We start from the raw sequence: 21,516 nt of genomic DNA on the forward strand, positions 1-21,516 counted from the left end.
TACTCCATCAGTAAAATACTAATATGGAGGAAGAAGTATGCAGAATTTTCCTCTTAATGCTGATAATATAGGGCTTTTATTGGCAGGACTTTCTCTTTTCTTATATGGAATTATACAGATGAGTTCAGGTTTAGAGAAAGCTGCAAGCTCAAGGTTGAGAGACATTTTTGAAAAAAATCACAAACTCTCCCTGGAAAGGTTTGATTATAGGTACTTTGACTACAGCCATCGTTCAAAGTAGTAGTGCAGTAACTGTTTTAACTGTAAGCTTTGTTAATGCAGGATTAATCACACTGGAGGGCTCCTTAGGAGTAATTTTTGGTGCAAATATCGGAACTACAATTACCGCTCAACTTGTTGCCTTCAAACTTACTTACCTATCTCCTTATTTCCTTTTTATAGGATTCTTATTTCTCTTTTTTGGAAAAAGAAAGTATGTAAAGTATATAGGTGAGGCTTTATTTGGTTTTGGTGTTCTATTTTTCGGACTAAAACTTATGGATGACTCCCTAACTTCTTTAAAAAATTGGACCTATTTTCGGGAACTTATGATATCGATGAGTAAATATCCTCTTTTAGGTATTCTTGTGGGTGCGGGTGTTACTGCTATTATTCAGAGTAGTAGTGTAACTACAAGCATAGTTGTTGCTTTAGCAAACAAATCATCTATACCTATCACATCCGCTATTCCACTAATCCTGGGAGCAAATATTGGAACATGCGTTACAGCTTTAATAGCATCCATAGGGACAAGACTTTCAGCAAAAAGAACCGCTCTTGCCCATCTCTTGTTCAATGTGATTGGAGTAACTTTAATCTTTCCATTCTTAGGGATATTTACGAATATAGTAATGAAAACTTCTTTAGATCCTGCAAGACAGGTAGCTAATGCCCATACATTATTTAATGTTTTTTGGAGTTTTATATGGATTTGGTTTACAAAACCTTATGCATTTATCGTTAAAATATTGCTTCCAGGAGAAGAAAAGATCATTTACAAGAAACCACTTTTCCTAAATCCTCTACTTTTGGATACACCTACAACTGCATTAGAGGGTGCAAGAAAAGAATTAGCTCGAATGGCGGATATATCTGAGGATATGTTCAATATGGTTTTTGATTCTTTGAAAAGTAATGGGTTAGAAAAACAAAAAGAGATTCTTGATATGGAAGACATTACAGATTATCTAAAAATAACTCTTATTAACTATTTAACAAAACTATCCTCACGCCCTCTTTCAGAACAAGAGGCAAAAGAATTAAATGCAATTTTGAGAAGTGTTGATGATGTGGAAAGAATTGCAGACCATTTAACTAATATCATGGAAAAAATAGAAGATAAGATATCAAATAAAGTTGAATTCTCTGAGTTTGCTCAAAAAGAATTAGAAGAGTTAAGAGAGCTGGTATATAAAAATATGAAAAATGCCTTTGAGATGATAAAAGAAACTCATGTTTCCCGATTAAAGGATGTACTAAGAATTGAAGAGGAGATAGATAAACTTGTTAAGGAACTAATTGATAATCATATAGTAAGGATGAAGATGGGAGTATGTAATCCTATTGCAGGCTTAGTATTCTCTGATATACTAACTAATCTTGAAAGAATAGGTGATCATTCTGTAAATATAGCTCAAAACTTTGAGGAAGTTAATCTATTAAAGAAGGAAGCTCTTGTTGGATGAGTAAAAAAAATTTTTAATAATAATTTTTTAAATTTTGGGGTATAATATTTATAAGAAAGGAGGTGAATAAAGAATGAGAAGAGAGAAAGGTTTTACCTTGATTGAACTAATGGTGGTCATCGTAATCATTGCCATCTTAGCTGCAGTAGCATTACCAAACTTTATGGGGGCAACTGAGAAAGCAAGGGAGTCTGCAGTAAGAAGCGCAGTAAAAACAATTCAAACTGCCATTGAAATGTATGCAACAGAGCATAGCGGAACATATACTGATGATCTTAACGCTTATACTGCATACCTACCTGGCAATCAGTTCCCAAAGAGCCCTGCTACAAATCAGCCATATAAGGTAGGCGAAAACCTCTTTGATTCAGATAGTCCTATAAAAGATAATCCAACAACAGCACAACAATACGCTATAACTTATCAGTATGATCCTGTTACTAACTCCTATACTTTAAAAGGCTACAACAGAACCAATACCACTGCTGTTATCGAACTTTCCAACAGATAGTTGACTAATCCAAATCCTTATATTTAAAATAAAGGGCAAGTGTAAAAGCTTGCCCTTTATTTTAAAAAATAAAAGGAGAGCTTATGAAGAAAAATGGTTTTACTCTTATAGAGCTTATGATTGTTTTTATAATTATTGGGATATTATCATTTTTCATATACAATATTTATTTTTCAACAATTGAGAGGGCAAGAGAAACGTCCGCAAGAGCAAATCTTAGGCTTCTTCATGTGGCAGTAGAAGCTTATGCTACAGATCATGAAGGAAGATATCCTACCGCAACAACCCTCAACGATCTATATTTAAACTTGAAAAAATACATTCCTAATGGCACATTCCCTGAAAATCCTTATAATAATAAGCCATATAGTGACGAAAATAATGAGCATTATAAAATAACATATACTTATGATCCATCTCTAAACTCATATACCCTATCGGTTATGGACCGATTTAACCAAAAAGTGCTTCTTCTTTTATCAAATAGAATTGTATTAGAAGGAAGGTGAAAAAATGGCGGAGGATAGATGGAAAAAAATTTGGGAAGATTTGAAACCACAAATTGGCTCCTTTGCTAAAAAGGCAGGAGATGCCATTACAGATCTTGCAAAAACCTTGGGGAAGGAATCTGTAAAACTGGCAAAGATTGCGGGCTTGAAAGCGGAAATCTTGTCCTTAGAAGGAGATAAAAGGGAGTATTTAAGAAGGCTTGGAGAGGAGATTTATAAGGGTTATAAAGAGGGTAGAGATTTGACAAAGGAAGAGATACAAAAGTTTATTGAGGAGATTGAGAAAATAGAAAAAAGTATTGATGAAAAACAGGAAGAAATAAAGAAAATTGCAGAGGAAGAAAAATTAGAGCCTGAGGATGTAGAGAAAATCCCTCCATCTCAGGATGAGTAAGATAAAAAATTTACCAGAAAATGAAAAGCCTCGTGAAAGGCTTATAAATCAGGGAAGCCAAAGCTTATCTGATATAGAACTGCTCGCTATTATTCTAAGAACAGGAACTAAAAATTTATCTGTTCTTGAGCTTTCCGAAAAGATATTAAAGGATTTTGGAAGCTTAAAAAGACTCTTTGAAGTAGGTATTGGAGAATTAATAAAATATCCAGGTATTGGAGTTACAAAAGCCATTCAGATTAAAGCAAGCATTGAATTAGGTAAAAGAATTTTCTTAGATAAAAGGGAGTATTTTCAAGAGAGTATTCAGAATCCGCAGTCCGCTTATTTAATTTTTCAAGAGGATTTTCTAAATCTTTCTGAAGAACATTTATTTTGTGCCTATTTGGATGTGAAGAATCGATGTTTAAGTAAAAAATTAATAGCGAAGGGAAATCTAAATGTGGTATATGCACAGCCAAGAGAAATCTTTCGTTATGCTCTTCAAGAAAACTCTGGGAAAATAATATTAGCTCATAATCATCCTTCTGGAGATTTAACACCCAGCGAGGAAGACATAATCTTTACTAAGAGGCTAATTGAGGCAGGAAAAATTATTGGTGTAGAGGTTTTGGATCACTTGATAATCTCTGATGGTAGATATTTAAGCTTAAAAGAAAATAAATACATTTAATCGTTCTTTATAACTACTAAATTATCCCGATGTACAACTTCTTCATAGGAAAGCTCCATTTGGTTTTCTATTTCCTCTTTTGTTTTTCCTATTATCTGGGAAAGTTCAAGACTACTATAATTTGATATGCCTCTTCCTATCTCCTCCCCTTCAAGGGTACAAATGGAGACTACATCACCACTTCCAAAAACTCCCTCAATCCTTTTAACTCCTACAGGAAGCAGACTTTTTCCTTTTTTTAGAATGGCTGTTATTGCCCCATCATCTATGTAGACCTTTCCTTCAGGTTTTGTTATAAATAGAAGCCAATGTTTTTTTCTTTGGGTATGCTCTTTTTTAGGTATAAAAAGAGTTCCAATTCTTTCTCCATTTATTATTCTAATTATTACATCTGGAATATCTGACTTTGCTAAAACCATGGGAATTCCAGCGGACATTACAATTTTAGCAGAAGAAATTTTTGTATACATACCGCCAGTACCTTTGCCAGGTCCTGCCAACTTTTCTATCTCCTCATCTATCTCATAAATCTCGGATATAAGTTTTGCGTTTGCATCTTTATGAGGATCTTTTGTATAAACACCCTCTACATCAGACAAGATAATGAGTAGATCCGCATTTACAGCACAAGCAACTTTAGCAGAAAGAGTATCATTATCACCTATTTTTATCTCTTCTACTGCCACAGTATCATTCTCATTAACTATTGGAATTACTCCCTCTTTTAATAAAATGGTAAAGGTGTTGGATATATTTAAATACCTTTTTCTATCATAGAGATCTTCCGCAGTAAGCAAGATTTGAGCTATTGGTTGATGGAATAGGGAAAAGAGCTGAGAATAGTACTGCATTAATCTAACTTGTCCTACCGCTGCCAAAGCTTGTTTTGCAGGTAAATCTCTTCTTCCTACTAAGCCCTTTATTATCTCCCTACCTGATGCAATCGCTCCAGAAGAAACAAGAATTACTTCTTTCCCTAATCTCTTAAGTTTTACACATTGTTCTACAATTCTAAGAAGTTTTTCGGGAGATAGGGACCCCATATCATCTACAAGGCTTGAGGTCCCTATCTTAACTACAATTCTTTTATAATTCTGCTCCATAGGATTCAATTTCCTTTTTCCCAACCTTTTTTGCCTTGTTTCTTATTTTTATCCTTGGAATCATTATAATATGTCCACATTTTTCGCATTGCAGTTTTATGTCTGAGCCTACATACAATACTACCCAGGTCTTTCCACCACAAGGATGGGGCTTTGGCAGTTCTATTATATCTCCTACTTCAAACTTTATTATCATTCTTCCTCTTCCTCTGCTCTTGGTTTTGCCTTAGCAATAATCTCCTCTTGTATCTTTGCAGGAACTTCCTCATAATGGGAGAATTTCATCGTATATGAGCCTCTACCTTGCGTAATTGATTTCAAAGTAGAAGAATATCTCAACATTTCCGCAAGAGGTACCAAAGCCTTTATAACCTGCATTTTTCCTAAGGACTCTATCTGAGTAACCCTTCCTCTCCTCCCATTAAGGTCACTTATTATATCCCCTGTATAGGTATCCGGCGCAGTTACTTCTACCTGCATTATAGGTTCCAGTAGGACAGGTTTTGCCTCTAAAAATCCTTTTTTAAAAGCTTTTGCAGCTGCCACTTTAAAAGCCATATCAGAGGAGTCCACTTCATGGTATGAACCATCAAATAATGTAACCCGAACATCTACTATTGGATAACCAGCCAAAATACCCTTCTCCATAGTTTCCCTTATACCCTTTTCTACTGCAGGTATGTAGTTCTTTGGTACTACACCACCCACAATTTTATCTACAAACTCAAATCCCCCACCTCTTGGAAGGGGTTCAAGTTCTAACCAAACATGTCCATACTGACCTCTTCCACCTGTCTGCTTCTTAACCTTTCCTTCCGCCTTTGCTGTCGTCCTTATAGTCTCTCTATATGCCACTTGAGGTGTACCTAAAGTAACATTTACCCCAAATTTTCTTTGCATTCTTTCCACTACTACCTCTAAATGGGAATCTCCTAATCCATAAATTAAGGTTTCATTAGTCTCAAAATTCCTTTGTACCCTTATTGTAGGATCTTCCTCTACTATTCTTGTCAGGGCAGTACTCATTCTATCCTCGTCCGCTCTTGATTTTGGTATAACGGAGACTGAGAATACTGGCTCTGGGAATGGTAGTGGCTTAATTTTGTAAGAATTTTCTTTGCTTGATAAGGTATCATTTGTGGCAGTTTCCTTTAGCTTTGAGACTACACATATATCGCCAGTAGTAACCTCAATAGCTTGTTCTTGGTTTTTGCCTCTTTGATAATAAATTTGGGCAATCTTTTCTTGAATATCTTTATTTAGATTGTATAAGTTTGAGTCAGGTCTCAAACTTCCTGATATTATCCTTAAATAATTGAGTTTTCCTACAAAAGGATCTGCGGAAGTCTTAAATACAAAAGCCACCACACCATTATTTTCCCCTATTTTAACTTCCTTTTCTTCACCTGTCTTTACATCTTCAACCTTAATAGGAGCTCTCTCCTTAGGATTTGGAAACATCTGAATTACATAATCTAAAAATTTAGATACTCCAACATTCTTAGTGGAAGATATGGCAAAAACAGGGAATATCTCTCTATTAATAAAAGCTTTTCTAAGGGTATCCACAATTAGATTGGCTTCTATTTCTTCCCCCTCTAAATATCTTTGCAAAAGTTCCTCATCAAACTCTATAATAGTTTCAATGAGATTTTGTCTCCATTTATTTACTTCTTCCTTCAACTCTGAAGGAATACTTGTCTCTTTTTCTTCTCCTTTATCATCAGGATAAATATAAGCCTTTTCGTTAAGTAGATCAACAATTCCTTGGAAACTTGCCTCTTTTCCGATAGGCAAAACTATTGGTAAAACTTTATTTCCAAATCTTTCTTGTAAAGTCTTCAAAGTTTCAAAAAAGTCCGCATTTTCTCTATCCAACTTATTTATGATAAATGCGGAGGGTAAAGAGTATTCCTGTGCCATGCTCCAGATTCTCTCATGTTGAACCTGAATACCTGAGATTGCATCCAAGACCAACACCACAGTATCTACAGCCATAAGAGCACTAATTACTTCTCCAATAAAATCCGCATATCCAGGAGTATCCACTAAATTTATCTTCTTACCTTTCCATTCAAAAGGAAGAAGGGATAAACTAAGAGAAATTCCTCTTTTTACTTCTTCAGGCTCAAAATCAGAAACCGTATTCCCACTCTCAACTTTTCCCATTCTATCTATAACTTTAGCGGTGTAAAGAATTGCCTCCGATAATGTAGTTTTTCCAGAACCTCCATGACCAAAAAGTCCTACATTTCTTAAATCTTCAGTGGTATATTGTTTCATTTTATCTTTTAAAACCCCCTTCTACAAATTTTAATATTCTTTTAGTGAAATTTCCTAAAAAAGTTAAATCCTTTTATTATTATATCAAATTCCTGTGCTTCCCAGCCCCCTCTCTCCTCTTTCAGTTTCTGGCAATTTATCCATTTCCTTCCATAAAACCTTAGGATAAGATAGAATTAACAACTGGGCTATACGCATTCCCCTTTTTCCATAAAAGGTTCTGTTGGAAAAATTAATTAAGTTAACCAATATCTCGCCTCTATAATCACTATCTATTAGTCCTGGAGTGTTTAAGACTGTAATCCCTTCCTTTGCAGATAAACCACTCCTTGGTAGAACTAAAGCTAAGAATCCCAAGGGCAGAGCTATTCTAATTCCCGTAGGAACTATTATTCCTCCATTTATTTCATTAAAAGGAGGAAGTATAAAATCCTCCCTTGCAAAGAGATCAAGAGCGGATGCCCCCTCTGTAGCATAAAAGGGGAGAGGTAAATTTTTATCTAATCTCTCAATTAAAACCTCTACCTTCTCCATAATCTTTTATCTTTAGTAGGCTTTGGCAAACAAAGCTTTTATATTTGTTTCTTTACCACAATAGATACATTTTCCTTTTTCTTCTTTCCAATCAAAAGGTATGTTTCTTATAGTAGCAGAAGTTAGCTCTTTAATTTTTAACTCGCATTCTCCACTTCCACACCAACTGGCTTTAATAAATCCTCTTTTTTCCTCTATTATTTTCTTAAATTCTTCAAAGGATTCTACCTCATAAGTATTTTCTTCTCTAAATCTCAAAGCTTTTTCAAACATACTCCTTTGAATGTTATTTAAAAGATCTCTCAAGTTATCCACCATATTTTCCTTTTTGAAAGAAGTTTTTTCTCTTTTATCTCTTCTTGCTGTAAAGATCTCTCCTTTTTCTACCTCCTTAGGTCCTATTTCAATTCTTACTGGAACTCCTTTCAACTCCCACTCATTAAACTTCCATCCTGGAGTATGTTCTTCATCCTTATCCACAAAAACCCTAAAATGCTCCCTTAAGATAGAGTAAATTTCATCCACATATCTATATACCTTTTCCTTATCTTTATCTTCCCTCCATATTGGAATGATAACTATCTGATAAGGTGCTACCTTTGGAGGTAGGACAAGACCATAATCATCTCCATGAGTCATAATTAGTGCTCCAATGGAACGTGTAGAAACTCCCCAACTGGTTTGCCATACATACTTTCTTTCCCCATCTATATCTTGAAAGGTAATATCAAAGGCTTTTGCAAAATGTTGACCTAAATTGTGTGAAGTTCCAGCTTGAAGAGCTCTACCATCCGCTAACAATACTTCTACAGAATAGGTTCTAAGCGCACCAGCAAACTTTTCATTCTCCGTTTTTACTCCAGCAATCACTGGTATAGAAAGATCTTCCTCAAAAAATTCTTTGTAAACATTTAACATCTTTAAAGCCTCTTCTTCTGCTTCCTCTAAGGTTCTATGTGCAGTGTGTCCTTCCTGCCATAAAAATTCTGTTGTTCTTAAGAAAAGCCTTGTTTCTTTTTCCCATCTTACCACATTTGCCCATTGATTTATGAGTACGGGTAAGTCTCTCCATGATTGAATCCACTTTGAAAACATACTACAGATGATAGACTCTGATGTAGGTCTTACTGCAAGAGGTTCTACTAAATCTTCATCTCCTCCTTTTGTTACCCATGCTACCTGTGGAGAGAATCCCTCTACGTGTTCTGCTTCTTTTTCAAGGAAACTTTTAGGAATAAACAAGGGGAAATATGCATTTTCATGACCTGTTCTTTTTATTTTTTCATCCAGCAATCTTTGCATATTCTCCCACAGAGCAAATCCATAAGGTCTAATTACCATGCAACCTTTAATTGGAGCATAATCTGCAAGCTTTGCTTTTAAAATTACATCAGTATACCATCTTGAGAAGTCTTCCTTTTGAGAAGTTATACTTTCTACAAATTTTTTCTCCTCCATTATCATACCCTCCTATAATTCAAATCTTACTTTTAAAGGACCACTATTATAAGTATCCTCGTCTGCAACTATACTTAAAATAACCTTTTTACCCTTTGATTTTATAGCATAAACTACGTTATAGAAATCTTCCAAGGATATATCTCCTACAGTATTAGTAAGTGGATCTGGTAATATCCCCCTAAGTTGGACAATCTTATTCACTTCTGATAATATTTCTAATAGTCTTGCTTCAATCTTATCCTTTGATTCACTTCCATCCACAACTCTTGTTAAAATCACTTCATTCTTTTTAAATACGAGAAAATAAGGATGTATATCTAAGCTAACAAGCACAGGTTCTCCTTCAAAGGTGTTTACCATGGCTATGGTACGGATTAATTTATCTCCAGGAGACATTAAGGAATTAATGAGCTTTTCCCATTCCGATTTTGGTAGCCATACTGTTCCCTTATTATTCTGAGAGCCTGCTCCTTTATTAGTAGCAATCTGCTCCAATAAACTAAGAAGGGTCTTTCCCTCTTTTATAGCCTCCTCTTCTGAAAGTCCTCCTCTACTAACCCAATTTAAAATTAATTCTCCCCTTCTAAAAACCAATCCCTCACTTCGGATAAGGTTAATTGTATTGGTTAAGAAATCCAGCTCCTCAACTAATCCTTTTTTGTCCTCTAACAATTTATTCTTTTCCTTTTCTAATATGGCTATTCTTTTTGACATATCATAGAGTGCCCTTTGCATATTTTCCTTATCCTTTACCAGATCTTCCTTCTCTTTTCTCAATTTGATTAGTTCTTTTTCTAAATTATCCTTTGTGCTTTTAATATTTTCAAGTTCTTTTCTAAATTTTTCCACCTCTTCTCTTAGCATTTCCTTCTCTTCAGATGCTTCTTTGAGTTTTTGATTAACTTTTGACAACTCTTCATTTTTGATATTCACTGCTATCTGTAAAGAACTTAATTGTCTTTTTAGTCTATCCAAGCCAAATATGGCAGTCCTTACATTCTCTGAAAAGAAAGTAAGGATTAGCAATGTGGAAACCATAATTAAAATACCTGTGATAACGCTTACTAAACGTGATGTATATTTGGGACGAAGATTAAAAAGTGAAAGTTTTTTCTTCCCTACTTTTCTTCCAACATAGTCACCTAAGTAGGCTATTACACCACTTAGAATAATTAAAATGATAATAAGTAAAAATCCAGACATTATATATTAAACCTCTCCCCTAAGAAAAACTTCTTGGCTAAGTCATTATTCACAATCTCCTCTGGAGTTCCAGAGATCAAAATCTCTCCAGAATATATTATATAGGCAAAATCAGTAATGGCTAAGGTGTCTCTTACATTATGATCTGTAATTAAGATTCCTAAATTTTTACTTCTCAAGTAATGAATGGTCTCTTGCAAGTTTTGTACCGTTAAGGGGTCAACACCTGCAAAGGGTTCATCAAGAAGTATATATTTAGGGGAAAGAGCCAAGACCCTTGCTATTTCTACTCTTCTCCTTTCCCCTCCTGATAAAGTGTATCCATAATTTTTCCTTACTTTTTGAAGTTGAAACTCTTCTATTAACTCTTCCAATTTCTTTTTTTGTTCTAAGGGAGTTAAGTTTGTAAGTTCCAAAACTAATCTTATGTTATCCTCAACAGAAAGCTTTCTAAATATAGTTGGATCTTGAGCCAAATATCCTAAACCCTTTTTTGCCCTTTTTGGCATAGAAAGATAGGTTATATCTTCCCCCTCTAAAAGGACCTTTCCAGCATCCGCAAAGACCTCTCCCATGATTGTATAGAAGGTGGTAGTTTTCCCAGCTCCATTTGGACCCAATAATCCTACCACCATTCCAGGTTCAACCTGCAATGTTACATTCTTTACTACACACCTTTTACCATAATATTTATAGATTCCAAGTGTTTCTAAAGGCATTTATATGCATAATGTTAAAGAAAAATGTAATGAATGTCAATTTATTAATGAGCTAACCCTCTTAAGAGTTGCCATAACTCACTATAGCCTTTCTTTTGAAGTATACTTAGAGTAATAAAATATTCTTTTAACGCCAATAAATAGTTACCCTTTCTATAGTAGATTGCACATTTTAGAGCATGTAAAGCCTCATTATTAGAGTTAATCTTAATTCCTTCATCTACTAAACTTTCTGAGGATTTTATATTACCCATTTCATAATGGAGGTAAGCCAAGTAGGCAATTACCCAGTCATCCTGCGGGTTTACATTATAAATTTTATTGAAATAAAGTAGTGCCTTTTCTTTGTTTCCACTAAAGTAATTAGCAAAAGCAAGCTGATAATAAGAAAAAATATTTTCCTCTTTTATCTCTTTAGCCTTTTTATAGAATAGGTTTGGCTCTAATTTTTCTATCTTTTTATATATATCATAGGCTTTATCTAATCTACCCTCTGCCATATAAATTACGAAAAGATCAAAGAGTAAATCTAAATTATTAGGGTCTTTAATAAGCAAGTTTTCATAATTTTGAGAAAGGCTTTTCCAGTCATAAGAAAAGGAGACAAAAGTCAGTATTAAATTAAAGATTAATATTTTGAAGAATAAATTTCGCAATATTATCCGCTCCTTTTCTCCCTAACCTTTCCTTTCCAGAAAACGCTCTACTTTTTTTCTCTTCAGGATGCTCAATAAAATAGATGATTTTTTCCCCTGCCTCCTTAAAGTCCTTTGCCAGTTCTAATCCTTCCCCTAAAAGAGCCTTCTGCATTTTTAAAAATCTTTGGGTAATTTGAGGTCCTTTTCCTGGGAATGAAACCACAAGCTTTCCCATATAAACTGCCTGTTCATTAGCAGTGCCTGCTAAACCAAGCACTAAATAAGCCCTTTTAACTACATTATTAAATTCTCCACATGTTATATTTACTGGAAAATTATAGCTTTTAACCAATTTTTCTATTATATCTTTTCTTTCTATGGGTAGATAAGGGGATAAAACAATTTCAAAGGAAAAATCAGGATAACTTCTATAAACTATTTCACAAGTTTTCAGCATTAATTTTAAATTTTCAATTGCTTCCGTCCTACTTCCAGGAAGAAGTACAATGACCTTTTGCCCATCACTATAAAATTCATCATCTAAACCATCAAACATGGGATTTCCCAGATAATAGGTCCAAGGTATGTATTTTCTTAAATATTCTGAAGTGGGATTATCTCTTGTGAAAACAAATTTTGTTAATTTTTTCATAAGGTATATTTCAGGATAGTAAAAGGAAGAATTTAATACTGATTTTGCGGTGGGAAGAAAGAAGGCTTTTTTCTTAGTTAAAGAGCCCATAATAAGGTTGTAAGTATCTCCAACACAAATAAGCTCCATTTTTAAGCCTTGCATCTTCCTTAAAGTTTTCAATTGTTCTTTGAAAAAGGGGATAAAACCAGATTTTAAATCTGAAAACAAACCTCTTCCTAAGGCTCTTATACTAAATCCTCCGCTTGGAAATTCTTTTCTTGGATCGAGAAGTTCTACAGGAAGATCTATAAAGGCTTTTCCAACCCCTACTAAAGGATAAACAAATATTTTTATATCCTTGAATTTTAAGATCCTTTCAATTATTCTTCTTGCAATTATATCTTCTCCAATTCCATTACTTATAAAGAGCAACATTTTATATCCTATAGATCTCTATCTCTTTTAAAATTTCTGTTGCTAAAGCAACAGCTAATTTTCCATCCTCTAAAGTAACTAAAGGACTTTCCCCTTTAATAATACAATTTATAAACTGCTCCAGCTCAAGTTTTAGAGGCTCCTCCTTTTCAAAGACAGGACTTTCTACACTGGGATCAACTACTCTATTGGAAAGGCAGGTTATAGTTATACTTTGATTTATATAATCTACTGTTATATAGGTACCATCTTTCTCTTGAATATCTAACTTTCTAAATTTTTTAGAAGAAACCCTGCTTGCGGTAAGATTTGCTAAAATTCCTCCCTCAAAAAGAATGGAGACATTAACAAAATCCTCAAAAGGAGTAACAATAGAGTAGCCTACACCATGGATATCTTTTATTATTTTATCCTTTCCAAGCAAGTAAAAGAGGATATCTAAGTCATGAATCATTAGATCCAAAACTACTCCTACATCATCTGGCTTTCCACTATAATAACCCATTCTATGAGCTTCAATATATAGAGGATCTTTAATATATTTTTTCAATTCCTGTATAGCAGGATTAAATCTCTCTATATGTCCAACCTGAAAAACTAAATCCTTTCCTCCAGCAAGATCTAAAAGCTCTTCTACCTCCCATAAGTACTGAGTAACTGGTTTTTCTACAAAAATATGAATACCTCTTTCCAAAAAATCTTTAGCTATACTAAAATGAGTTGAAGTAGGAGTGACAATACTGACAGCATCAATCTTATCCATTAATTCCTTATAATTAGTAGTATAAAAGGGAATCTGATAAAGGGATGCTATCTCACGGACCCTCTTTTCATTTATGTCCGCAATACCAACCAAATCAACCTTCTCAAGCTCACTCAAGATTCTTACGTGATGTTGTCCTAAAGAACCAACTCCAACTACACCCATTCTAATTTTTTTCATGGCTCAATTCTCCTTCTTCTAATTGCCAATGGATTAACCTTGCATAAACTCCCTTCTTATTAATTAACTCTTCATGGGTCCCGTCCTCTACAATTTCTCCTTGATCTAAAACAATTATTCTATCCACCCATCTAATAGTAGACAACCTATGAGCAACTATGAAGGTGGTTTTTCCTTTTATTAGATTTTCTAAAGCTTCTTGAATCAAAGCTTCCGATTCTGCATCTAAAGCAGAAGTTGCCTCATCTAAGATGATTAATCGAGGATTATGTAAGATAGTTCTTGCTATAGCAATCCTTTGAGCTTGACCTCCAGAAAGTCCTACTCCTCCTTCTCCTATGATAGTGTTGTATCCATTAGGTAAAGTCATAATAAAATCATGAGCTTTTGCCATCTTTGCTGCTTCAATTACCTCATCCAAACTTGCATTTGGTTTACTATATGCAATATTATCTCTTACTGTACCATGAAAAATAATGGTTTCTTGAGTAACAAAACCAATTTGACTCCTCAAAGAACTTAATTTTACTTCCCTTAAATCGTAGCCATCAATTTTTACCCTACCCAAGGTAGGATCTATAAAGCGCGGGATAAGATTAACTAAAGATGTCTTTCCTGCCCCACTAATGCCTACTATGGCAACTTTTTCTCCCTCCATTACTCTTAAATTTATATTTTTCAAGACCCAATTTTTGTTATCATAGGTAAAATAAACATTCTCAAATTCAACCCTACCCTTTATAGGAGGAAGAACAATTGCATTAGGTATCTCAACAACATCCTTACCTTGTTCTAAGATCTCAAAAATTCTTTCAAAAGAGGCAGAAGCTTGCTTTATCCCAGAAAAGACCCTTAAAAGAGTTAATGCAGGATCAAGAGCCATACCTACATAAGTTAGAAAGGCAATAAATGATCCAATAGTAAGAGTTCCTTGTGCAATCTTTCTACTCCCTAACCATATAAGAAAAACAATGGCAAGAGCACTTAGAAAACTTGCAAGAGGAATCTGGGTTGCAGTAAGTTGAACAATTTTTATATTTCTCCAAAAATTCTTTTCATTTTCTTTCTTAAACCTGTTTATTTCCTCATTCTCTTTTACAAAAATTCTTACCACTCGAGCACCCTTTATACTTTCCTGAATAATAGTTGTTAAATCTGCAATCTTTCTCTGAACAGCTAAGGACCATTTCTGTATCTCTTTTCCAATTCCCGAAACTGATAGTGAAAATAAAGGAATAATAATAAGGGTTGCTAAGGCAAGTTCCCATTGAGAAATGAAAAGAATTATTATAATTCCAGTAAGAAGAATAATAGAATAGAAAAAGTCAGAAAGACTTGATAAAAAAGATGTTTGGATGAGTTGGGTATCTTGGAGAGTTCTTGATATAAGTTCACTACTTGACCATTTATTAAAATATTCCAAAGATAGATATTGGATCTTTTCAAAAAGTTTGTTTCTTAGATCTGCTACTAATCTATGCCCTACAAAGGATAATAAATAAATTTGTCCATATAAAAATAGGCTTCTTAAAAATAGAAGCAAAATTATAATTAGAGCAATACGATTTAAAGAGGCAATATCTTTTGTTTTTGCGAGCTGATCAATAAGCTCCCCAACAAATTTAGGAGCATATAACTGAGTTGAGTTAACAATCAGTATACATATAAAACCGCCCAATAAATAAATCCAGTATCCTTTTAATAAATTAAAAATTTTTTTCCAAAATTTCATTCAAATCACTCCATATAACCTCTGATGGATTTATTTCCATCAGAGGAAAGGTCTCCTCTAAGTCTTTATGCATTTTATAAATGACATTTCTATCATTTAATATATCCAATAGATATTTTAGCACATCCTGAAAATTAAATTTACCAACAATCTCCTTTACAATACCTTCTTTATATCTATTTGGAAGAGCCAAATATGGGTTTTTTTTAAGGTAAAAATCAACTAACTTATTTCTAACTTTTCCCTTTAAGAAATGAGCAATACCTTCTAAAGGCAAGTACTCGGGTCTATGTAAAGGTAAAATTACAAGCATAGGAATTCCGGAGTAGGCAAGCTGTATTGTTGTAGTTCCAGGCAAAGTTATACTAAAGAGGATATCTTTTATATCCTCCTCCCAATCTTTCAGTATTTTTATTTCAATAGGCAGATTTTCCATTATAGGACTCAATCTTTTCAAGTAATAATTTATTACTTCACTCCTTAGGAATGGAGAAAAAAAGAATGTAAAGGAAAGATTAGGGTAAAATCTATTAATTTCTTTGATCAAAGCCATATAAAAAGGCAAGTAAAATCTTAATGCATAATCTCTACTACCTGGAAATAACGCAATTTTATTGCTATGAACAGAGAAAGCATTTCTATTTAGATTCTCAAATCTTAGATCTCCAACACATTTTATCTTTTGAGATAAAAACCTTGAAGAATATACTTTATCAAAGAAGAAATCCCAAAAATATTTCTTCTCTATATAGGCAATTGAATAGGCATTCCATATTTTACTCAATATACCGTTAAAAAATAAATCTCCCCCTAAATGAAAAACAATAGTTTTTCCCTGTTTTTTCCTTCTGAAAAGACCATAGTATTCTTCAGGAGTAAAGATTCGTTTAAAGAAATTGAAACTTTCAACAACTTTCTTTTCTTCCCCTGTTGCAAATTGGCATGGCACTAAGACACAATAAAAATTAGTATCTTTTATCCAATTGAAACTTTTTCTCTTTAGAGTTTTTACTAAAGGATAAAGCCAACCTGCAATCTCTCCAGGACCGTTAACCAAAAAATAAAAATCATTCATAGGCTCTACTTATAATAAATTTAGCTATTTTATCAAGAACTCCTTCCTCTCCAAGAGTACTCCTTATCTCCCCAAGCTCCCTTATCATATTCTCCCTTTTATTAGGATTTTTCAGAAATTCTTCCACATCCGTAATAATCTTTTTAATATTAAACTTCTGAATATACTCAGGATATATTTCCTTTCCAGCCAAAATATTAGGTAAAGATATGTATTTGTGATGAACAAGCCTTTTAGCAATCATATAAGTTATAAAAGAGGTTTTGTAGAATACAAATAGTGGAGAAAGAAGAAGAGTTGCCTCAAGAGTTATGGTGCCAGAAGAGGCAAGCCCCAAGCTTATCCTCTGCAAAGCTGAATAGCTTTGTTTTCCAGAAATTACCTCAATATCTATATTTTTATCCATAAACTTCTCAATCAAAGGTTTAAATTTATCGGAGGATATAGGTAGAATAAATTTAAATCCTTGCTTAGAAAAATGATCCGCAATATTCATAAATAGAGGCATTAGACTTTTTATCTCATGTTTTCTACTTCCAGGAAATAACCCTATAAGATTTTCTTCTCTTTCTCTCCTTTCTAATCCCGATAAATAATCTACTAAGGGATGTCCAAAATAAACTATGTTATCAGTATAGTTTTTGTAAAGAGAATATTCTTGAGGAAATGTTGCTATTATCCAGGTAATATGTTCCGCTATCTCTTTTACTTTATCCTTATTTCCCCATAACCAATATTGGGGAGCAAAATAGTAAATAGTAGGAATATCAAGTTTTTTTGCTATTTTGGCTAAGAGTACGTTAAAGCCTTGAAAATCAATAAGAATAAGTAAATCTGGTTTTTCTTCCCTTAAAATCCTTTCAAGCCTTTTTAGCAAAAATAGAAATTTGGGAATGTAAGGAAGCGGTTCTACAAAACCAATAGTGCTATACTCCGTAACATCATCTATTATTTCAACCCCCTCTTCCCTCATCCTGCTTCCACCTAAGCCGAAAAAGTAAATGTTAGGATTGTATTTTTTTAAGGTTCTAACCAAATAAGAACCATGCAAATCCCCAGATACTTCTCCTACCGAAAACATTATCTTCATTCTTCTTCCCTCCAAGATGAAGCGGTAATGCCTCTTTTTGATCCCTTCACAAAATTTACTATTTCTTTAGCAGATTCATCCTCATACTTTAATAATTCTTCAAGCCTTTTTTCAAAGGGTAGATTTGAATAAAGTATATGGAAAAGTTTTTTAATAAGATTTCTTTTCTCTAAGGGATAATTTGATCTTTTCAAGCCAACAGTATTTATTCCATAAACTCTGGCAGGGTTTCCATCTGCAAGAGCATATGGAGGTATATCTTTGACTATCTTTGAGGATGCCCCCACCATAGCAAGTTTTCCAATTCTAACAAACTGGTGGATACCAACGAGCCCACTGATAAAAGCTTGATCATCGATCTCTACATATCCTGCAATTTGAGTGGCATTGGCAATTATTACTTTTCGCCCTAATTTTACATTATGGGCTAAATGGGAATAAGCCATAATATAGCAATCATCTCCTACTATAGTAGCAGTTCCTTCCCCACTCGCCCTATGTAATACACAATATTCTCTAATAGTTACATTATTTCCTATGATTAGATAGCTCTTTTCTCCTTTGAAATTAATATCTTGAGGAACATCCCCTAATATTGCTCCAGAATGTATATGACAGTTTTCCCCAATAATTGTCCCCTCTTTAATAACTACCCCACTTTCAATTATTGTATTTTTACCAATCCTTACATTCCTTTCTATTATCGAAAAGGGACCAATAATAACATTTTCTCCTATCTCGGCGGAAGGATGAACAAAAGAAAGGTTTTTATGCTCCTCCCAAAGCAAGTGTAATCTCACCTCCTGCTACTACCTCATCCCCTACTTTAGCTACGCCGTCAAACTTAAATATGTTCTTAAGGCTTTTTTTAAGAGTTACTTCTAAGGTTAGCACATCTCCTGGGGTTACTTGTTTTCTAAATTTTACTCCATCCACTCCTGTCAAATATGCTATATATTTCTTTCCCTCTTCCCCAAAGGATAAAAACAAAAGGATACCTGCGGACTGAGCTAAAGCCTCAATTATTAATACTCCAGGGAAAATAGGATATTCAGGGAAGTGTCCTTGAAAAATCTGTTCATTGTAAGATACATTTTTAATTGTTTTTATGCTTTCACCCTTCTTAAATTCTATAACCCTATCCACCATTAAAAAAGGATATCTATGAGGTAATATCTTTAAAATATCCACATTCATTCCTTATTACTCCCCCTAAAGAACTCTTTTAGTCTTCTAACCATCTTAATATGAAGAGTATGACCTGAGGAAAGAGCAAAAATGTGAGCATTTAAATACCTTCCAAGCAAGCAAAAATCACCAATAATATCCAAAATTTTATGTCTTACAGGTTCATCCTCAAATCTTTCTTTATTCACATACCCTTCTTTCCCAACAAGAACAGCATTTTCTAAGCTTGCTCCCTTTATCAGTCCATTCTTTTCAAGTTCTTCCAATTCATACCAAAAACCAAAAGTTCTTGCAGGTGCAATATCTTTTTCATATTTATCAAGATCAAAAAATTCGTATCTTTGCCACAGAATAGGTGTTCCCGGAAAGGAAAGTACGCAGTGAATCTTAAAAGAATTAGAGGGAAACAGGATGATCATTCCTTTGCCTTCTTTTTCTACTAACGGAAAATCTAAAGAAAAATAATCTATAGGTGCTTTCTGTACCTCTATTCCTGAATTTTTAATAGCTTCTATCCAAGGAAAAGAACTTCCATCAAGAATGGGTATCTCATCACCTTCCACAAGAACATATAAATTTGTTATTCTTAAGGAATAAAGAGCAGAAAGAAGATGCTCAATAGTTAAAATTTCTATACCATTATATCCTAAACTTACATTTCTTTTAGTATCCACTACATAATCAGCTAAAGCTGGAATTTGGCAATTATTTTTTATAAAGATTATTCCTTTGTTTTCCTCGGATGGGATAAGAGTAATCCTCGAAAATTTACCTGTATGAAGACCTACGCCTTCTATAGTAATTTCTCTCTTAATTGTTCTTTGAAATTCCATTATAACTTTTTAAGTTTCTCCCAAATTTCAGGAAGTTTTTTCAAGATAGCCTGTATCTTTAATTCTTCAGAATGGGGTCTTGCGGGAAATCCAGAAACTACTAAGTTATCTGGTATGTCCTTTGTAACACCTGTTCTTGCAAGTATTACTACATTATTTCCAACTTTTACATGATCAGAAACTCCACTCTGTCCTGCAATGATTACATTGTTACCAATAGAACTACTTCCAGCAACCCCACTCTGTCCTACAATAATGCAATTTTCTCCAATTTTAACATTATGGGCAATAGTAACTAAATTGTCTATTTTTGTGCCTTTTCCAATTACTGTCTCATCTATGGTTCCTCTATCGATGGTACAATTTGCTCCAATCTCTACATCATCCTCAATAATAACCTTTCCAATATGAGGAATTTTTACATGATTATTACCATCCCAAACATATCCAAAACCATCACTTCCTATAACACTTCCCGAATGTATTATTACATTATTTCCTATGATACAATGGTCATAGATAGATACGTTCGGATAAATAGTAACATTACTTCCTATTATTACATCATTACCAATAGTGACATGGGGATAAATTTTTGTGTTATCTCCTATTATCACATTGTTACCAATAACTGTATAAGCTCCAATACCTACATCTTTCCCAATCTTTACATTTTCACCCAATATACTTGTGGGGTGGATATGGGAGGGGAAAAAGTGCCAGTCAAAGTATCTTAAAATCTTGGCAAAGGCGAGTTTTGGATTATCCACTAATACAAGAGATTTTTCTGAAGAATAAGATATCTTAGGGATAACCATCGCCTTTGCCTTACTTTTTTCACCATCTTTTATGCTCTTCTCTTCAAAGACAAAAATTAGATCCCTTTCCCCTGCCCTATCCCATGTAGAAACCTTCTCTATCCACAGATCTTCTCCCCTCAATTCTCCCCCTATAATCTCAGCAATCTCTCTAAGCCACATTTACACCCCTCTACTTATTAAGATTATTCAAAACATCCTTGGTTATGTCTACTCCTCCCCAAACTCTCGCTCCCTTTTCCAAAACTACAGATAAATTTTTGCTTTTTGCTACCTTTTCAACCTCAGCTAATATCTTCTTTCTCAGACTATCTCTAATCTTAGATACTAAATCACCCAACTCCTTTTCTTTGTCTGATTTTAGCTTATTTAAATCTTTTTCACTTAAACCCTTCTTTTTTGCATCCTCAATAATTTTATTTATCTCTGTTTGCTTCTGCTGAATCTGAACTTGCATATTCTTCGTCTCTTTATATTCACTGAAAACTTTAAGATAATCCACATATCCAATACTGTTGTTCTGAGAAAGAACAAAGGATAAAATTCCCATTAAGACAGAAAGAGAAAAAAGAACAAGTAAAATAATTTTTCTCATATAGTATCACCCTACTTTTTGCCAGTAAGTTGAGAAATAACTTTATCTGTTATATCTACTCCACCCCAAACTACCGCATTCTTATCTAAAACTACACTATACCCCTCTTTTTTAGCTAAATCTGAAAAGGCATTCTCAACATCTTTCATTAAAGCATCTACTGCTTGTTTATATGGGAGAAGCTCCTTATCATACTGATCTGCTAATTTTTTAATCTCATCTTGAGATTTTCCTTGCTTTTGAGCTTCTTGTAGTTTTGAAAGTCTTGTATTGTATTCCTGTTGTAACTTAGTATATGCATTGAATAGAGGTGTATAACTTTGAATAATCTTCTGTTGATCCACATAAGCAATCTTAACTATAGCTGTTGTTTGAGCATTTACAAATTTTAACCCTACAAAAAGAAAGACAAAAGATAAAACTAAAATCAAACCTACTAAATACCTTTTCATCTTCTTTA

Annotated in this window: 23 protein-coding genes and 1 pseudogene; 5 read left to right on the forward strand and 19 right to left on the reverse strand. The window is 33.7% G+C overall.

The features are described from left to right. Window positions 1-37 precede the first annotated feature (37 nt). From CBR30_03955 to CBR30_03975, 5 genes and pseudogenes are all read left to right on the forward strand, one after another. A pseudogene (locus tag CBR30_03955) lies at window positions 38-1,685 on the forward strand (phosphate transporter). A gap of 73 nt (window positions 1,686-1,758) precedes the next feature. Beyond that, window positions 1,759-2,196 carry a prepilin-type cleavage/methylation domain-containing protein gene (locus CBR30_03960; GenBank protein PMQ01829.1) on the forward strand — a complete coding sequence of 146 codons (438 nt, stop codon included), beginning with the start codon at window positions 1,759-1,761 and terminating at the stop codon, window positions 2,194-2,196. Window positions 2,197-2,279: 83 nt separating this feature from the next. After that, window positions 2,280-2,705 (forward strand): prepilin-type cleavage/methylation domain-containing protein, encoded by a 426-nt coding sequence (locus CBR30_03965; GenBank protein PMQ01830.1) that lies wholly within the window; start codon window positions 2,280-2,282, stop codon window positions 2,703-2,705. Between the two features lie 4 nt (window positions 2,706-2,709). Next, on the forward strand, window positions 2,710-3,099 hold the full coding sequence (locus tag CBR30_03970) for a DUF47 domain-containing protein (GenBank protein PMQ01831.1): 390 nt from the start codon (window positions 2,710-2,712) through the stop codon (window positions 3,097-3,099). After that, the gene (locus CBR30_03975) at window positions 3,092-3,772 is read left to right on the forward strand and encodes a hypothetical protein (protein PMQ01832.1); all 681 of its coding nucleotides are present in this window, start codon (window positions 3,092-3,094) and stop codon (window positions 3,770-3,772) included. Before CBR30_03970 ends, CBR30_03975 begins: the two co-directional genes overlap by 8 nt. On the opposite strand, the gene proB is transcribed toward CBR30_03975, so the two are convergent. The 19 genes from proB to CBR30_04070 form a co-directional block, all read right to left on the reverse strand. Next, window positions 3,769-4,875, reverse strand: coding sequence for a glutamate 5-kinase (gene proB / locus CBR30_03980; protein PMQ01833.1), 1,107 nt, complete (start codon window positions 4,873-4,875; stop codon window positions 3,769-3,771). The genes CBR30_03975 and proB overlap by 4 nt on opposite strands. Then, complete coding sequence (locus tag CBR30_03985; GenBank protein ID PMQ01834.1) at window positions 4,859-5,071, reverse strand: hypothetical protein; 213 nt, start codon at window positions 5,069-5,071, stop codon at window positions 4,859-4,861. Before CBR30_03985 ends, proB begins: the two co-directional genes overlap by 17 nt. After that, entirely contained in the window at window positions 5,068-7,158 is a 2,091-nt protein-coding gene (gene fusA, locus CBR30_03990; GenBank protein PMQ01835.1) for an elongation factor G, read from the reverse strand. The genes CBR30_03985 and fusA overlap by 4 nt, the downstream gene beginning before the upstream one ends. A gap of 84 nt (window positions 7,159-7,242) precedes the next feature. Beyond that, entirely contained in the window at window positions 7,243-7,692 is a 450-nt protein-coding gene (locus tag CBR30_03995; GenBank protein ID PMQ01836.1) for a deoxyuridine 5'-triphosphate nucleotidohydrolase, read from the reverse strand. Window positions 7,693-7,704: 12 nt separating this feature from the next. Next, on the reverse strand, window positions 7,705-9,150 hold the full coding sequence (locus tag CBR30_04000; protein PMQ01837.1) for a proline--tRNA ligase: 1,446 nt from the start codon (window positions 9,148-9,150) through the stop codon (window positions 7,705-7,707). 12 nt (window positions 9,151-9,162) lie between these two features. Beyond that, entirely contained in the window at window positions 9,163-10,356 is a 1,194-nt protein-coding gene (locus CBR30_04005) for a hypothetical protein (GenBank protein PMQ01838.1), read from the reverse strand. Then, the gene (gene lptB / locus CBR30_04010; protein ID PMQ01839.1) at window positions 10,356-11,075 is read right to left on the reverse strand and encodes an LPS export ABC transporter ATP-binding protein; all 720 of its coding nucleotides are present in this window, start codon (window positions 11,073-11,075) and stop codon (window positions 10,356-10,358) included. The genes CBR30_04005 and lptB overlap by 1 nt, the downstream gene beginning before the upstream one ends. Before the next feature lie 44 nt (window positions 11,076-11,119). Beyond that, window positions 11,120-11,731: a hypothetical protein gene (locus tag CBR30_04015; GenBank protein ID PMQ01840.1), complete on the reverse strand. Its 612-nt coding sequence runs from the start codon at window positions 11,729-11,731 to the stop codon at window positions 11,120-11,122. Continuing rightward, window positions 11,697-12,782, reverse strand: a complete 1,086-nt coding sequence (locus CBR30_04020; GenBank protein PMQ01841.1) for a hypothetical protein — start codon at window positions 12,780-12,782, stop codon at window positions 11,697-11,699. The genes CBR30_04015 and CBR30_04020 overlap by 35 nt, the downstream gene beginning before the upstream one ends. A gap of 1 nt (window position 12,783) precedes the next feature. Beyond that, window positions 12,784-13,725, reverse strand: coding sequence for an oxidoreductase (locus CBR30_04025; GenBank protein PMQ01842.1), 942 nt, complete (start codon window positions 13,723-13,725; stop codon window positions 12,784-12,786). Beyond that, window positions 13,712-15,457 carry an ABC transporter ATP-binding protein gene (locus tag CBR30_04030; protein ID PMQ01843.1) on the reverse strand — a complete coding sequence of 582 codons (1,746 nt, stop codon included), beginning with the start codon at window positions 15,455-15,457 and terminating at the stop codon, window positions 13,712-13,714. The genes CBR30_04025 and CBR30_04030 overlap by 14 nt, the downstream gene beginning before the upstream one ends. Beyond that, window positions 15,432-16,532, reverse strand: a complete 1,101-nt coding sequence (locus CBR30_04035; GenBank protein ID PMQ01844.1) for a hypothetical protein — start codon at window positions 16,530-16,532, stop codon at window positions 15,432-15,434. Before CBR30_04035 ends, CBR30_04030 begins: the two co-directional genes overlap by 26 nt. Continuing rightward, window positions 16,525-17,622 (reverse strand): lipid-A-disaccharide synthase, encoded by a 1,098-nt coding sequence (locus CBR30_04040; protein ID PMQ01845.1) that lies wholly within the window; start codon window positions 17,620-17,622, stop codon window positions 16,525-16,527. The genes CBR30_04035 and CBR30_04040 overlap by 8 nt, the downstream gene beginning before the upstream one ends. Next, window positions 17,619-18,410 carry an acyl-[acyl-carrier-protein]--UDP-N-acetylglucosamine O-acyltransferase gene (locus CBR30_04045; GenBank protein PMQ01846.1) on the reverse strand — a complete coding sequence of 264 codons (792 nt, stop codon included), beginning with the start codon at window positions 18,408-18,410 and terminating at the stop codon, window positions 17,619-17,621. The genes CBR30_04040 and CBR30_04045 overlap by 4 nt, the downstream gene beginning before the upstream one ends. After that, a complete protein-coding gene (gene fabZ / locus CBR30_04050; protein ID PMQ01847.1) occupies window positions 18,391-18,819 on the reverse strand; it encodes a 3-hydroxyacyl-[acyl-carrier-protein] dehydratase FabZ in 429 nt (142 codons plus the stop codon). Before fabZ ends, CBR30_04045 begins: the two co-directional genes overlap by 20 nt. Beyond that, a complete protein-coding gene (lpxC, locus tag CBR30_04055; protein ID PMQ01848.1) occupies window positions 18,816-19,643 on the reverse strand; it encodes a UDP-3-O-[3-hydroxymyristoyl] N-acetylglucosamine deacetylase in 828 nt (275 codons plus the stop codon). Before lpxC ends, fabZ begins: the two co-directional genes overlap by 4 nt. Then, window positions 19,643-20,623: a UDP-3-O-(3-hydroxymyristoyl)glucosamine N-acyltransferase gene (gene lpxD / locus CBR30_04060; GenBank protein ID PMQ01849.1), complete on the reverse strand. Its 981-nt coding sequence runs from the start codon at window positions 20,621-20,623 to the stop codon at window positions 19,643-19,645. The genes lpxC and lpxD overlap by 1 nt, the downstream gene beginning before the upstream one ends. 10 nt (window positions 20,624-20,633) lie before the next feature. Next, window positions 20,634-21,044 (reverse strand): hypothetical protein, encoded by a 411-nt coding sequence (locus tag CBR30_04065; GenBank protein PMQ01888.1) that lies wholly within the window; start codon window positions 21,042-21,044, stop codon window positions 20,634-20,636. A 23-nt stretch (window positions 21,045-21,067) separates the two neighbouring features. Continuing rightward, window positions 21,068-21,508, reverse strand: coding sequence for a hypothetical protein (locus tag CBR30_04070; protein ID PMQ01850.1), 441 nt, complete (start codon window positions 21,506-21,508; stop codon window positions 21,068-21,070). Window positions 21,509-21,516: the final 8 nt, after the last annotated feature.

It is taken from the genome of Dictyoglomus sp. NZ13-RE01 (assembly GCA_002878375.1).
Classification (GTDB): Bacteria; Dictyoglomota; Dictyoglomia; order Dictyoglomales; family Dictyoglomaceae; genus NZ13-RE01.